Origin of the sequence: Pseudoruminococcus sp., assembly GCF_047012705.1 — a bacterium.
Classification (GTDB): Bacteria; Bacillota; Clostridia; order Oscillospirales; family Acutalibacteraceae; genus Pseudoruminococcus.
This window is the reverse complement of sequence record NZ_JBKXNW010000001.1, coordinates 251607-267133: the sequence shown is the minus strand read 5'-3', so window position 1 is coordinate 267133 and position 15527 is coordinate 251607. Positions and strand designations below refer to the sequence as shown.

Sequence of the window (15527 nt, the reverse complement as noted above, 5' to 3'; positions counted from 1 at the left end):
GCAAAACCGATTACGCGTCTTGGGGGGCGGCGGCTCGCCGCTTAAGGGCGAAGCCCTTAACATCTCTTACTCCCTGAGGGGGCGGACAAAGTCCGCCCCCTTTTTTACTAATGTTGATAACAAAAAAATAAGCGGCGGACATAGTCCGCCGCTCAAAGAGCAAAGAATGTTAAGGGCGTTGCCCTTAAAACCCATGAGGGACTCCGTCCCTCAACCCTGCAAGCTTTTGAAAAAGCTTGAGCAAAACTTTTAAGTTTCTTGGGGAAGTGCGTTAGCTAAGGCTTAGTTAGTCGCACCTGCAAACTGGCTATTATACAGATTAGCATAGAAACCGTTTTTAGCCATAAGTTCATTATGATTTCCTTGCTCGACAATATCACCGTTATTCATAACAAGTATTAAATCGGCATCTCTGATTGTGCTGAGTCTATGTGCGATTATAAAACTTGTTCTGCCCTTCATAAGATTATCCATAGCCTTTTGAATGAGAACCTCTGTTCTTGTATCAACAGAACTTGTTGCCTCATCAAGAATCAATATCTTAGGGTCAGCAAGAATTGCTCTGGCAATAGTTAAAAGCTGTTTCTGACCTTGTGATACATTGTTAGCTTCTTCGTTGAGGACCATATCATATCCACCGGGAAGTGTTCTGATGAAGTGGTCAGCTTGTGCAGCCTTAGCAGCTTTGATAACATCTTCATCGGAGGCTTTAAGGTTGCCGTAGAGGATATTATCCTTAATACTTCCGCTATAAAGCCAAGTATCCTGCAAAACCATTCCAAAGAGTGACCTTAAATCGTTTCTCTTGAAATCTCGAATATCGTAACCATCAACAAGAATAGCGCCCTCGTTGACATCATAGAACCTCATAAGAAGTTTAACCATAGTGGTTTTACCTGCACCGGTAGGTCCAACAATAGCAATTTTTTGTCCGGGTTCGACCATAGCTGAGAAATCATTTATTATGATTTTATCGTCTGTATATCCGAAATGAACATGAGCAAACTGAACACTGCCTTCGATTGTGACATTAAGTTCTGTATCCGGTTTACCGCTTTCGTTAATTGTAATTGGGTGGTCGGATTCTGGGATTTCTTCATCTTCTTCGAGAAATTCGAAAACTCTTTCAGAAGCGGCAACAGTCTGTTGCAAAACATTGGAAATGTTTGCAATCTGCATAATAGGCTGTGTGAATTGTCTTACATACTGAATGAAAGCTTGAATATCACCGACAGCCAAGCCCTGACTTACTGCAAGATAACCGCCGAGAATACAAACTCCGACATAACCTATATTGGAAACGAAATTCATAATCGGCTGCATAATGCCAGAAAGAAACTGTGATTTCCATGCGGATTCATAAAGCTTATCGTTGTATTTATTAAAGGTTTCGAGAGATTCTTCTTCTCCGCAGAAAGCCTTAACAACAGTATGACCGCCATACATTTCTTCGACATGACCGTTTACAGTGCCGAGATATTCCTGTTGATTTTTAAAATGTTTTTGAGATTTCTTTATTATTGCGATAATAAATACAAAAGAAATAGGTGCTATGCAAAGTGTAATTAGCGTCATATAGAAGTTAATCGAGAACATCATAATTATAATACCAATCAGAGATGTTACAGAGGTTATAATCTGTGTAAGGCTCTGATTCAGCGATTGGCTGAGGGTATCTATATCATTTGTGATTCTTGAAAGAACTTCGCCGTTTGTTGTGCCGTCAAAATATTTCAAAGGGAGTTTGTTGAGTTTTTGGGAAATATCCCTTCTGAGATTGTAGGTTACTTTCATAGAAACATCGGTCATAATAAAGCCCTGAATATAAGAGAACAGGGCACTTACTATATAAAGTCCTACAAGCCAAAGAATTATATTTCCGATTCCTACGAAGTCGATTCCTTCGCCACTTCCTGTGAATGATGACATAAGACCATTTGCGAGGATTGTAGTTGCATTTCCTAAGATTTTAGGACCGACAATGTTAAATATTGTTGAGCATATCGCAAAGATAATAACAAGCATTACCCTGCCTTTATATTTGCCCATATATTTTAAAAGCTTTTTTGTACTGCTTTTGAAGTTTTTAGGCTTTTCAACGGCTCCCATAGGACCTCTGCCCATAGGACCTCTGTTTTTCTGAGGTGAATTATTATTTACTTTTTTGCTCATTTTAATTCCTCCTCACTTAACTGTGATGAAGCAATTTCACGATAGGTTGGACAGCTCTGCATAAGCTCTTTATGAGTTCCTTTGCCTACCATCTTGCCTTCGTCAAGAACAATAATTTGTTCAGCATCCATAATTGTACTGATTCTCTGTGCAACAATCAAAACAGTTGAGTCGCCTGTATATTTTTTAAGAGCTTTTCTGAGGGCAGCATCGGTTTTGAAATCGAGTGCGGAAAAACTATCATCAAAGATATATACAGGAGCTTTTTTAGCTAAGGCTCTTGCAATACAAAGTCTTTGCTTCTGACCGCCTGAAACATTCGTTCCGCCTTGGGCGATAGGTGAATCGTATTTTTCCGGCTTGGAATTTATGAAGTCCTCTGCCTGAGCAATTTTAGCAGCTTCGGCAATTTCGCTATCGCTTGCGTCTCTTTTGCCATAACGGAGGTTAGATGCTATATCACCAGAGAAAAGCACACCCTTTTGTGGTACAAAACCGATTTTACTTCTAAGTTCGTGTTGGGTAATATCTCGAATATCAATGCCATCAAAGGTGATAGAACCGTCTGTAACATCATAAAATCTTGGAATAAGATTTACAAGCGTAGATTTACCAGAACCTGTAGAACCGATAAAAGCGGTCGTTTGACCGGGTTTTGCGGTGAAGCTTATATTTTCAATGACATTATCTTCGGCATTTCCATATTTGAATGAAACATTATTAAAAGAAATTTCACCCTTTGGATTTTCTCCGAGAGATTTTGGATTTTCGCTGTCTTTAATAGAAAGCTCACTTTCAAGGACTTCTGCTATACGAGAAGCGGAAACAGATGCTCTTGGAATCATAATAAACATCACTGCAATCATAAGGAATGCCATTATAATAATCATTCCGTATTGCATAAATGCCATCATATCGCCAATCTGAATCTGAGCAGCTTCAATCTGATGAGCGCCTACCCAGACAATTAGAAGCGTAACGCCGTTCATAATAAGCATAATGATTGGCATAAGGATAACCATTACCCTATTGACAAAAAGGTTTACGGAAGTTAAGTCTTTATTAGCTTTATCAAAGCGTTCTTCTTCGTTCTTTTGTGTGCCGAATGCACGAATAACCATCATACCTGTAAGGCTTTCACGAGTTACAAGGTTGAGTTTATCGACCATTTTCTGTATAGATTTGAATTTTGGCAAAGCGACTATACATACTACAACCATCACAATGATTAAAAGTACAATAGCAAGTAGAATTATCCAACTAAGTGAAACGCCCTGTTGCAATGCCATAATCATACCGCCTATGCCCATAATAGGTGCAAAGCAAATAAGTCTTATTGCCATAACAACAAACATCTGAATCTGTGTAATATCGTTTGTTGTTCTTGTTATGAGAGAAGCGGTGGAAAAATTATCAAATTCACGGTTTGAAAAGCTTTCAACCTTCTCAAATAAATCTCGTCTAAGGCTTTTTGCAACACCTGCGGCAACTCTTGAGGCTATAAGGCTAACCAAAATAGCAAAAATACCGCCTGCAAGTGTTATAAGAAGCATATATACACCTATTTTAGCGATATAGTTGAACTGATACTGCCCCATATCAATACCGGCTTCTTTATAGAAAAGCTTGGTCATTGCACAGCCGACTGTGCTTATAACCTGATTATCAGTGCTATCGCTATCTTTGATATATTCATCAAACTTAGACTGAGGTATCATAGAAAGCATAGGGTTTATCTTATACATTTCTGTGATATCGACATTTGAAATATCCATATCTTCGCTTGAACTTGCTGATGTACCGCTTTGCTTTGCAAAATCCTGCATCATAGCAATGAGCGCTACGTCTGCTTTTCCGAAAGCATCATCGAGGGCAGACCTATCAGAGTAATCTGTAAGAACATATACGCTTTTTCCGTTTTCTTTTAGGATTGGATAAGCATTTTCATAGTCTTTAGCGGAATCTGTTCCGCTCTCAACCAGCTTATAGGATTTTTCTACGAGCTTTTTTGAATTATCACTCATAAAAGGTTTCAGAAGCGTCATACCGTCGGTACTGATTACTTCTGGGGAGGCATTTTCTACGCCTGTATTCTGAATACCGACATTGACTATATCGGACATCAGGTTTGGAAGTACAAGTTCACAGACAGCCTCGCCAAAGAGAAAAAGTATTGCAAGAATTATCGCAACGATATGCGGTTTAAGATACTTTTTCAGCTTAAACATTCCGTATCATCTCCTTAAAATGTGTATTAGTGTTGTGATACAAGTATAGTCATTAAAATTTATAATGTCAAGAAAACTTATAAAAATTAAGCGATTCAAAGATATTATCATCTATTGATAACAAAATTATAATTGATAGACTTAATTTATTTGTTTGGTAACACATTTCATTAAAAACAAAAAACACAGCTCTGAATGGAGCTGTGCCGTTGCGTTTCGTAATTTAATCAGTCGATTTCGACCATTATTTTGAGATCGTTTCTTATAGCTGCCGCACGCATAACTGTACGGATTGCTTTAGCTATTCTGCCTTGCTTGCCGATTACTCTGCCCATATCTTCTTCCGCAACATGAAGATGGTATACTATAATACCTTCCTCGTTCGGTTCGTCTACATCAACAGTAACCTGCTCCGGCTTCTCGACAAGACCTTTTACGATTGTAACAAGTAAATCTTTCAAGATTCTAACCTCCTAATTAAAGGACATTGTTGTTCTTGAAAAGAGCTTTAACTGTATCAGTTGGCTGAGCACCATTGCTGATCCACTTCTTAGCCTTTTCCTCATCAACCTTGAATGTCTTAGGTTCTGTGAGAGGGTTGTAGTAACCGATTTCCTCAATAAATCTACCATCGCGAGGATATCTTGAGTCAGCAACTACGATACGATAAAAAGGAGCTTTCTTAGCACCCATTCTACGAAGTCTGATTTTAACTGCCATTTCATTTCACCTCCAAAAAATTCGATTGCACCAAAACCGAAGTTTAAGGGTACATTTTGATATATCTTCACCAATAATTATTGGATGAATGCGTAATTATTTTTTAAGACCTTTGAGGTCATTCATATTAGGTGGAGTCATTCCACCCATAGGCATACCGCCGAGTCCCGGAAGTCTGCGTCTTTTGCCGCCTTTAGTAGCCTTAGGGCCGAGCTTTTTCATCATCTGCTGCATTTGCTCAAACTGCTTGAGCAGACGGTTGACATCTTCAACCTTCATACCGCTACCGTTGGCAATTCTGCGTTTTCTTGACGGATTTATGATTGATGGGTTTTCTCTCTCGGCAGGAGTCATAGAAAGGATAATTGCTGCAACTCTGTCCATCTGACGGTCGTCAATATCGACATCTTTAAGCTGTTTATCCATTCCGGGGAGCTTTGAGAGAATACTCTTGAGAGGCCCCATTTTACGAACTTGATTGAGCTGGTCGAGAAGGTCGTTTAAATCCATTTTATTTTGACGGATTTTCTTTTCGATTTCGCCGACCTTTTTAGCGTCAATCTTGCTTTCTGCATCTTCTATAAGGGTGAGAACATCGCCCATACCGAGAATACGGGAAGCCATTCTTTCAGGGTGGAAAGCTTCGAGGTTTTCGAGCTTTTCGCCTGTGCCGGCAAACTTAATAGGCTTGCCCGTGACTGCTCTTACTGAAAGTGCTGCACCGCCGCGAGTGTCGCCGTCAAGCTTTGTAAGGATAACGCCTGTAATATCGAGCAAATCGTTAAAGGATTTTGCGACATTGACGGCGTCCTGACCTGTCATAGCGTCAACTACGAGAAGAATTTCTTGTGGCTGAACCTCATTCTTGACACGCTTGAGTTCGTCCATAAGTTTTTCATCTATATGCAAACGACCTGCGGTATCTATGATAACCATATCGTTGCCATAGTCTTTAGCGTGAGCAATAGCCTTTTTGGCAATTTTGACAGGGTCTTCTGTACCCATTTCAAAGACGCTTACTTCTGCCTGAGCACCGACAACCTTTAACTGCTCAATAGCTGCCGGACGATAAATATCACAAGCAACGAGGAGAGGTCTGTGGCCCTGCTTTTTAAGCATTTTTGCAAGCTTACCTGCGTGGGTTGTTTTACCGGAACCCTGTAAGCCGCAAAGCATAATAATTGTCGGTGGCTTCTGTGCGGTCTTAATTCTTTCGTTTTCGCCGCCCATAAGAGCAGTAAGCTCTTCACGGACAATCTTAACAACCATTTGCGCAGGAGTAAGGCTTTCCATAACATCAGCGCCAACTGCTCTTTCGGTAACAGTATTGGTAAAATCCTTAGCGACCTTATAGTTTACATCAGCCTCGAGAAGCGCAAGTCGGACTTCTCTCATAGCGTCACGAACATCTTTTTCGTTCAGCTTACCTTTATTTTTAAGCTTTTTGAAAGCTGCACCCAGCTTATCCGATAATCCCTCGAACGCCAAAACGCGTCACCGTCCTTTCATTCTCCCGAAAGTCTTTCGGAAGTTGCTTTTATTATTTCAGTATATTTTTTAATGTTAGTTTTATGTTCCTGCGGAAGATTTTCACTTATCTTTTCTATGTTATTTGCCGCCCTGATAATCTCTGCAAAGCCTTGCTTCATATCAGAAAAACGTTTTGCAAGACCAAGCTTTTCTTCAAGCTCCGTTAAAATCTGCTCGGCTCTCTTTATATTATCTCGAACGCCTTGTCGTGAAATATCGGCTGCCTGAGCAATTTCTGCAAGAGATAGGTCATCATTATAGTATAAATCTATTGCATTGCGTTGTTTTTCGGTAAGCATATCGCCGTAAAAATCAAGCAGATAAGCAATCTCAAGATTTTTTGCCATAAACTCACCTCATAGTAAAAAATCGCCCTCGGCTGTAAAGCAAATCATCTTTACACCTTGGAAATTATACAATAATCTGACCGACTTGTCAACTACATAATAGAAAAGTTTTTAAATTTTTTTAAAATATTAAAAAATATAGTGACATTTACTATTTTTCGTGTTATAATATATGCAAATTCTATTTTAATTATATATTTTTTACGATTGTTAATAATTTATTTTCGATTGGGTGGTTGAATGTTTGAACAAACGATAAATATTGACAGAATGGAGCAGGCAGTGGCACTTTTTGGAACTTTTGATGAAAACATCAAAATTATACAAAATGAGTACCTTGTGTCGGTTACTGTTCGTGGCTCGGAGCTTAAAATCAGCGGTGATGTTGAAAATGTTTCAAAAGCAGTAAGCGTTATAAATAGTTTGCTTACACTTATAAATCACGGCGAGGCATTAAGCGAACAGAATGTCAGATATTGTATGTCGCTTGTTAATGAGGGCAGCGACCAGAAAATCGAAAGCCTTTCGGGTGATTGCATTTGCATAACCTCTAAGGGAAAACCAGTTAAACCTAAAACAATCGGTCAGAAAAATTACTGCAACGCTATTAAGCAGAATACCATTACTATTGGTGTCGGTCCTGCCGGTACAGGTAAAACCTATCTTGCTGTTGCTATGGCGGTAACTTCTTTTAGAGCCCACGAGGTCAATAGAATTATTCTTACCCGACCTGCTGTTGAGGCTGGCGAAAAGCTTGGATTTCTTCCGGGTGATTTGCAGAGTAAGGTTGACCCGTATCTGCGTCCTCTTTATGACGCACTTTTTGATATGCTTGGTGCGGAAACCTATCAAAAATACCTCGAGAGAGGGAATATCGAGGTCGCTCCGCTCGCATATATGAGAGGAAGAACGCTTGACGACAGTTTTATTATTCTTGATGAGGCACAGAATACAAGTCCTGAACAGATGAAGATGTTCCTTACGAGACTTGGCTTTAACTCTAAGATGGTTATTACCGGTGATGTTACTCAGATAGATTTGCCGAGCGGCTGCCGTTCGGGTCTTAAAGACGCAGTAAGAATACTGAAAAATATAGATGGCATTGCGAACATCAGCTTTACTGAAAAAGATGTTGTTCGTCATAAGCTGGTTCAGGACATTATCAAAGCATATGAGCGTGCCGCTGAGCGTAAGGATAGAAAGGATTCAGACAAAACTTTTATAGAAAGGAAGAGCCATAATGGACAAAATTAAGGTTATTATCACTAACAAGCAGAAAGATGTTAAAATCCCTACGGGACTTAGAATGTTGATTCGTCGTTGTTGTAATGCTGTTCTAAAGATGGAAGAATTTGAAGGCTCTGTTGAAGTTAGCGTAACTATCGTAAATAATCAGCAGATTAAAGAGCTTAATGCACAGTATCGTGATAAGGATATGGAAACAGATGTACTCTCATTCCCTATGGGAGAAAACGGAAAATATGATATTGATCCGACAACAGGCTCGAAGATTCTCGGAGATATTGTTATATCTATCGAAAAGGCAGTTGAACAGGCTGACAGATATGGACACAGCCTTCAGCGTGAGGTTGGTTATCTTACATCACACTCTATGCTCCACCTTCTTGGCTATGACCATGAGGATAACGGACTTCAGCGTTTGCGTATGAGAGAAAAAGAGGAGCAGATTATGACACAGCTTGGACTTCCTGCATCATCAAGCTATGTTATGGACGACAATAGATGAAAAAATTCCTAAGAGGCTTTAAGTTTGCGTTCAAAGGGATTTTATACTGCATAAAAAACGAGCGGAATATGAGAATACATACGGTTGCAATGGTATATGTTCTTATTTTCGCACGTTTTTTTCAGTTTACGAGGACTGAATACGCAATCTTGATTATTACAATCGCAATGGTACTCGCTGCCGAGGCTTTCAATACTTCTCTTGAGAGAATAGCCAATAAATTCGGTATGGAGTATAATAAGCTCATAGAGGCAGCTAAAGATACCGCAGCAGGAGCGGTACTTATACTTGCAATAGGAGCGGTGGGTGTTGCGATAGCATTATTCAGTGATGCTAAGGGTTATATAAACATATATAATTATTTTATGGGAAACCCGATAATGCTTGCAATTTTAGCGATTTCGATTATAATAGCCTTAATATATATAATATTTTTACCAACTATATGTAGAAGATTTGGAAAGACTAAAAAAGACGGTGATTAATATAAACGGCTGTTATAAGTTGTTTTTATGGGATTATTAAAGGAGAAAATTATGGGAAATGAAAATGTTCAGAGTAAAACAGCGTTTATTGCAATAGTAGGCAGACCGAATGTAGGTAAATCATCTATTCTTAATACGCTTCTTGGACAAAAGGTGGCGATTGTTTCTTCTAAGCCGCAAACTACAAGAACGAGAATTATGGGTGTTCTTACAGAAGGCGAAACTCAGCTTGTATTTACTGATACACCAGGCTTGCATAAGCCAAGAAATTCACTTGATAAATTTATGGTACGCTCTGTAAGCGAATCTGTTGCTGGTGTTGACGCTTGTCTGCTTGTTACGGAGGCTGGCAGAGAGGTTTCGTCAGAGGAATTGGAGCTTATTGAAAAATTTAAGGCTCTTGATATTCCGGCGGTTCTTGCGATAAATAAGACGGATACTTTAAAAGATAAAACAATACTTGCAGGACAGATTGCAAAGTTTTCTAAGCTTTATGATTTCGAGGCGGTTGTGCCTTGTTCTGCTCAGACGAATGACGGTATAGATGACCTGAAAAATGAATTGAAGGCTCTTGCTATGGAGGGTATGCATTTCTTTGACGATGATACTCTTACAGACCAGCCTGAAAGAGTTCTTGCGGCTGAAATTATTCGTGAAAAAATGCTCAGATTGCTTGCAAAGGAAGTTCCACACGGCTCAGCTGTTGTTGTTGAAAGAATGAGAGAGCGTGAGGACAGCAATATTACGGATATAGATGCAACGGTTTATTGCGAAAAGGCAAGCCACAAGGGAATTATTATTGGTAAGGGCGGTTCTATGCTTAAAAAGATAGGCAGTTATGCCCGTGCTGATATGGAAAAGTTTTTTGGCTGTAAAATTAACCTTACTATATGGGTAAAGGTTAAAGAGGATTGGCGTAATAGAGAGGGTATACTCCGCTCACTCGGTTATGATGAAAGAAATTTTGATAATTGATAGAAAATTATAAGTTACAAAGTTCGCCTTTTGGGGGCAAGAAATGTTAAGGGCGTTGCCCTTAAAACCTACGAGGGACGCTGTCCCTCGACCCTGCAAGCCTTTAAAAAGGCTTGAGCGAAACTTTTGAGTTTCTTGGGGAAGTTTGGTTTAAAAAACTCTTGCGGTAATATTTTCAACTTATATATTTTGCATCCAAAACAAATAATTATAGTGAGAGAATTATTTGTTTGAAGGAGGCGTTCTATATGGATAGGCTTGATGAAAATACGGCGTGGCTGAACTTCACTTCAACAGGTAAGGTTGAAGATTATCTTATTTATTGTACGGAAAAATATTCTAACTCATCAGGTGATATGCAATATGAGGATACAGACAAAGGGACTTATTCTGACAGAACAGAGTGTTGGGGAGAGCGATAAGCTCGTTACCGTGCTTACTGAAAGTGACGGTATTATTCGTTGTTTTGCTAAGAATGCAAAAAATATAAAATCTAATCTCTGCATTGGAACGCAGTCCCTTTGCTATTCCCGTCTTTCTATCTTTAAAGGACGGGATAAATACATAATTGACCAAGCCGAGCCTTTGAGTGTGTTTTATGAATTAAGGCTCGATATAGAAAAGCTTGCACTTGCTCAGTATTTTTGCGAGTTGATGATAAATATTGTCCCGGAGGGTGCAGAAACTGTTCCTTATCTTAGATTGATTTTAAATTCACTTTATTTTGTCGCAAACGGAAAGCGTCCTATGCCGCTTATAAAGGCAGTTTTTGAGCTTAGACTTTTGTCGCTTGCAGGTTTTATGCCAAATTTAGTATGCTGTGATAAGTGTAAAATATACGAATCTAAGATTATGTATTTTTCTAAGGCGGAGGGAATACTGCTTTGCGACTCGTGCTATAAGGGTGAGGAAAGCTATATTCCGCTTAGTATAGGAGCTTTGACTTCTATGCGTCATAGTATTTATGCGGATTTTGAAAAGATTTTCTCTTTTAATGTTACAGGTACAGCTCTGCAGGAGTTTTCCTGTGCCGCTGAGCAATATTTGATATATACGGTTGGCAGGCACTTTGCATCGCTTGATTTCTATAATACTATGAAATCGTGATTTGAAATTTTTGAACTGGTTTATTTGAGGATTTGATAATATATGGAAAATAAATTTTATAAATGTCTTGAACTTGACAAAATACTTTTGCTTCTTGCGGACGAAACTTCTATTGAGCGTTCAAGGGAAGCCGCTTTGGCTCTTGAACCTTCAAGTGGTTTATTTGAGGCAAATGAACTTCTTGCCGAAACAAATGATGCACATATGCTTGTAGGGCGTTTCGGTACACCGTCCTTTGGAACGGTTCGTGATATGACTAACGCTATTCGCAGAGCGCAGGCGGGAGCGGTTCTGAATACTCTTGAACTTCTTAGAATTGCCGAACTTCTGAGAGTTATCCGCTCTCTTGAGGAATGGCGTAAGAAAAGTGCCTCTATCGAAACTAAACTTGATATGAGGTTTAATATGCTTACTCCTAATAAGTATCTTGAAACGAAGATTACAACATCTATTCTTTCTGAAGATGAAATTGCGGATACGGCATCACATAATTTGCAGGATATTCGCAGAAAAATTTCTATTGCATCTTCTAAGGTAAGAGAAAGACTTGATAAGATTATACACAGTGCGTCTTATCAGAAATTTTTGCAGGATTCGATTGTTACTATTCGTGGTGGGAGATTTGTTATTCCTGTAAAGGCGGAATTCAGAAGTTCTGTTCCCGGACTTGTACACGATACTTCGGCGAGTGGAGCGACAGTTTTTATTGAGCCTATGGGTGTTGTTGAAGCTAATAACGATATTAGAATTTTACGCTCTAAAGAACAGGCTGAAATCGAAAGAATACTTGCAAATCTTTCTGCGGAAATAGGTGCTTATGCGGATTCTATGTGCAAGAGTTATGATATTCTTGTACAGCTTAATCTTATCTTTGCTAAGGCAAATCTTGCATATAAGATGAAAGCGACTGCACCGATACTTAATGCAGACGGAAGAATTAAAATAAAAAAGGCTCGTCACCCACTCATTGACCCTGAAAAAGTCGTTGCAACCGATATTGAGCTTGGAACAAGCTTTGATACACTTGTAATTACAGGACCAAATACGGGCGGTAAGACAGTTACACTTAAAACTATCGGTCTTTTTTCGCTTATGGCTATGTGTGGTCTGATGATTCCTGCATCGGATAACAGTGAACTTTCTGTTTTTGATGATGTTCTTGCGGATATAGGCGATGAACAGAGTATTGAGCAGTCGCTTTCGACTTTCTCTGCTCATATGACTATGATAATTCAAATTTTAAAGAGAGCAAATGACCGTTCTCTTGTACTTATAGATGAACTTGGCTCGGGAACTGACCCTGCTGAGGGTGCGGCTCTTGCAACAGCTATTCTGGAAAGACTTCGTTCTATGGGGGTAAGGCTTGCCGCAACAACTCACTATGACGAAATTAAGCGTTTCGCACTTGAAACAAATGGTGTTGAAAACGGTTGTTGTGAATTTGATATTAAAACTTTAAGACCAACTTACAGGCTTTTGATTGGTATGCCAGGTAGGTCGAATGCCTTTGCTATTTCTAAAAGTCTGGGTATTGATGATGAAATTATTCTTCGTGCTGAGGAGCTTGTTTCACAAGAAAACACACGCTTTGAGGAAGTTGTCAAGAAGCTTGAGGACAGCAGAAGCGTTCTTGAGGAAAAACTTGTTGAAGCTGAAAATACTAAGCGTGAATCTGAACAGATTCTCAAGGAAGCCAATGAAAAGGCTGAACGCATAGAAAAGGATGCGAAAAATGAGCTTGACCTTGCAAAAGCTCAAGCCGGAAATATTGTACAAAAGGCAAGAGCACAAGTATATGCTCTCCTTGACGAACTTGAGGCTGTTAAGAAAAAGCAGAATGTTACTGCTGAGGATAAGGCAAAGTTAAAGGCCGGTATTAGAAATATGGAAAATGATGCTGACCCTATCGAACGCAGAAAGAATGACGAATATGTTCTGCCGAGAAAGCTGAAAAAAGGCGATAATGTCCTTATCTTCGACATAGATAAAAAAGGAATTATTCTTGATATTGACGAAACTGCTCAGAATGCGTTAGTTCAGGCGGGAATTGTCAAAATGCGTGTGGAGTTTTCTAATCTTAGACTTCTCAAGGAAGATACGGTTAAAAAGCCTATCCGTAAATCGACAAGAACTGTTAAAACTGATGTCAGTCGTACAGCCTCAACAGAGGTTGATGTGCGAGGTCAGACCGCTATGGAAGCGATTATGTCCGTTGATAATGCGATAGATTCTGCTATACTTATGAACTTAAACACTTTGACTATTATTCACGGAAAGGGTACGGGAGTTCTTCGCAAGGAAATTCAGGCACACCTTAAAAAGCACCCCTCAATCCGTTCATATCGTCTTGGAACATATGGTGAGGGAGATGCCGGTGTTACTATTGCAGAGTTGAAATAGTAGTAAGTAATATAAATACAGTAGATTGGAATTGAGTAAGATATGGATTATATAACAGCCAATAAATCGCAGTCTAAAGAAATTTTTGATTTAGTTCAGAATACAATAAAGACTGTTTATCCAAGGTATTATCCAAAAGAGATTGTTGATTTCTTTTGTGAACTTCATAATGAAGATAAGATTAGTGCTGATATTGAAAAGGGCTGTCTTGGAATTCTGATTGAAAATGGTGAAATATTAGGAACTGGAAGTTATAATGAAAACCATATTACAAGAGTTTATGTAAATCCTGAATTTCAGGGTAATGGATTTGGCAGTACTATTATACAAAATCTTGAAAATCAAATAGCATTAAATTATAATGTAGTTAAGTTAGATGCTTCACTTCCTGCAAGCCAGTTCTATGAGAGAAGAGGATATGTTACTCAAAGTCATGAGAAATATTATGTTGAAAACGGTGTTGTATTGGTATATGAAATCATGGAAAAATCGCTGCCTGAATATGAAGTAGGTATTTCATATAACGGAAGATGTTTTGTTCCAAAGACAAACACCGAGAATGGCGAGGTTGATGACAAAACACGGTTTACATATCATCAAGAGGGAAATATTATTTGGGCAGATTATGCTGGAGGTGAAATTTTTAGAGGAAATTTAATTGGGACTGTTGATGAAAATAATCAACTGGATTTTTATTATCAGCATATAAATATAAATAATGAGGTGAGAATTGGATGCTGTCACAGCATTCCTAAAATTTTAGGCAATGGAAAAATAGAGCTTTTTGAAGAATGGCAATGGCTTAACGGTGATAAATCTAAAGGTTCATCAGTTTTGATTGAAAAGTGAATTATAACCTATGGAGATGATGAGTATTGAAAACAACAAAAAATAAGCACATATTATTGAAATCAATTATTATAACACTCATTAGCCTTATAGTTATGGGACTTATATTTTGTACGGTATGCGTTATTCTTGCTATGCAAGACCCATATAAGGATAAATATTCTACAACGGATACTGTTGAAATAAATGCTGACCTTGTTGCAGATATAGCCGAAGCCGCAATTTTTGGCAAAGATTATACAGCCAATGACCAAGAGGTTAATTCATACATAAGAAAGAGCGTAGACTCTAAGAGTGAGTCTAAGATAAAAGACCTTGCGGTTTATTTTCACGATGAAAATAAGGCTGATATTTATGGCAGAGTTAATTTGAATATACCTCAGCTTAATTATAGTGGTGATTTCGGCGTATATTGCGAGGCGGAATTTAATCTTGATAAATCTCAGAAAATACTTGAGGTTACTTTGTCAAATACCAAGCTTGGTATGCTTCCTATTCCAGATTCTATGCTTGGAGATATTCTTAAAAAAACATTTGCAGATAAGATTAAATGCAAAAAAAATATGCTCCAGCTTCCTGTTTCTCTTGAAACTACCGTTGAAGGTGTAGATTTGAAGGTTTCGCTTGAAGAATTTATTCCGGAGGAGGGGAGTGTTACATTAAAATCTAATAAGATTCTTGCGGATACGCTTGATTCTGCATCAGATAAGGCTAAGGAATGGATTATTGAACACAAAAAACAGCTTAGAGAATATGGAGATGATATGGCACAGTGGCTTGATGATAACAAAGATAAGCTTGCTGAGTATGAAAGCAAGGCTGAAGAATGGGTAGAACAAAATAAGGATACTATCTCAGAATATGGCAAAAAGCTTGAAAAATGGGCAGGTGAAAATTCTGGAACAGTGTCTGAATATAGCGATAAGGCTAAAAATTGGCTTGAAAAACAATTTGGGTGATGAGGTGA

15 protein-coding genes are annotated in these 15527 nt (G+C 38.6%); 9 read left to right on the top strand and 6 right to left on the bottom strand.

What is annotated here, in order from left to right:
* Positions 1-282: 282 nt before the first annotated feature.
* The 6 genes from ACLU24_RS01245 to ylxM form a co-directional block, all read right to left on the bottom strand.
* Entirely contained in the window at positions 283-2172 is a 1890-nt protein-coding gene (locus tag ACLU24_RS01245; protein WP_412609714.1) for an ABC transporter ATP-binding protein, read from the bottom strand.
* Positions 2169-4400 (bottom strand): ABC transporter ATP-binding protein, encoded by a 2232-nt coding sequence (locus tag ACLU24_RS01240; protein ID WP_412609711.1) that lies wholly within the window; start codon positions 4398-4400, stop codon positions 2169-2171. The genes ACLU24_RS01245 and ACLU24_RS01240 overlap by 4 nt, the downstream gene beginning before the upstream one ends.
* Positions 4401-4627: 227 nt before the next feature.
* Positions 4628-4861 carry a KH domain-containing protein gene (locus ACLU24_RS01235; RefSeq protein WP_332018027.1) on the bottom strand — a complete coding sequence of 78 codons (234 nt, stop codon included), beginning with the start codon at positions 4859-4861 and terminating at the stop codon, positions 4628-4630.
* A gap of 16 nt (positions 4862-4877) precedes the next feature.
* Entirely contained in the window at positions 4878-5120 is a 243-nt protein-coding gene (rpsP, locus tag ACLU24_RS01230; protein WP_412609708.1) for a 30S ribosomal protein S16, read from the bottom strand.
* 96 nt (positions 5121-5216) lie between these two features.
* Positions 5217-6608: a signal recognition particle protein gene (ffh, locus tag ACLU24_RS01225; RefSeq protein ID WP_412609706.1), complete on the bottom strand. Its 1392-nt coding sequence runs from the start codon at positions 6606-6608 to the stop codon at positions 5217-5219.
* Positions 6609-6625: 17 nt separating this feature from the next.
* The gene (ylxM, locus tag ACLU24_RS01220; RefSeq protein WP_412609703.1) at positions 6626-6997 is read right to left on the bottom strand and encodes a YlxM family DNA-binding protein; all 372 of its coding nucleotides are present in this window, start codon (positions 6995-6997) and stop codon (positions 6626-6628) included.
* Positions 6998-7237: 240 nt separating this feature from the next.
* Between ylxM and ACLU24_RS01215 the strand changes: the two genes are divergently transcribed.
* From ACLU24_RS01215 to ACLU24_RS01175, 9 genes are all read left to right on the top strand, one after another.
* Positions 7238-8251: a PhoH family protein gene (locus ACLU24_RS01215; protein ID WP_412609700.1), complete on the top strand. Its 1014-nt coding sequence runs from the start codon at positions 7238-7240 to the stop codon at positions 8249-8251.
* A complete protein-coding gene (gene ybeY, locus ACLU24_RS01210; protein ID WP_412609697.1) occupies positions 8238-8744 on the top strand; it encodes an rRNA maturation RNase YbeY in 507 nt (168 codons plus the stop codon). Before ACLU24_RS01215 ends, ybeY begins: the two co-directional genes overlap by 14 nt.
* Positions 8741-9229 (top strand): diacylglycerol kinase family protein, encoded by a 489-nt coding sequence (locus ACLU24_RS01205; RefSeq protein WP_412609694.1) that lies wholly within the window; start codon positions 8741-8743, stop codon positions 9227-9229. The genes ybeY and ACLU24_RS01205 overlap by 4 nt, the downstream gene beginning before the upstream one ends.
* 51 nt (positions 9230-9280) lie before the next feature.
* On the top strand, positions 9281-10204 hold the full coding sequence (gene era, locus ACLU24_RS01200; protein WP_412609692.1) for a GTPase Era: 924 nt from the start codon (positions 9281-9283) through the stop codon (positions 10202-10204).
* Positions 10205-10452: 248 nt separating this feature from the next.
* Positions 10453-10626: a hypothetical protein gene (locus ACLU24_RS01195; protein WP_412609689.1), complete on the top strand. Its 174-nt coding sequence runs from the start codon at positions 10453-10455 to the stop codon at positions 10624-10626.
* Positions 10568-11311 carry a DNA repair protein RecO gene (gene recO, locus ACLU24_RS01190; protein ID WP_412609686.1) on the top strand — a complete coding sequence of 248 codons (744 nt, stop codon included), beginning with the start codon at positions 10568-10570 and terminating at the stop codon, positions 11309-11311. The genes ACLU24_RS01195 and recO overlap by 59 nt, the downstream gene beginning before the upstream one ends.
* Positions 11312-11353: 42 nt before the next feature.
* The gene (locus ACLU24_RS01185; protein ID WP_412609683.1) at positions 11354-13711 is read left to right on the top strand and encodes an endonuclease MutS2; all 2358 of its coding nucleotides are present in this window, start codon (positions 11354-11356) and stop codon (positions 13709-13711) included.
* Between the two features lie 42 nt (positions 13712-13753).
* Positions 13754-14560, top strand: a complete 807-nt coding sequence (locus tag ACLU24_RS01180; RefSeq protein WP_412609680.1) for a GNAT family N-acetyltransferase — start codon at positions 13754-13756, stop codon at positions 14558-14560.
* A gap of 26 nt (positions 14561-14586) precedes the next feature.
* A complete protein-coding gene (locus ACLU24_RS01175; RefSeq protein ID WP_412609677.1) occupies positions 14587-15519 on the top strand; it encodes a hypothetical protein in 933 nt (310 codons plus the stop codon).
* Positions 15520-15527: the final 8 nt, after the last annotated feature.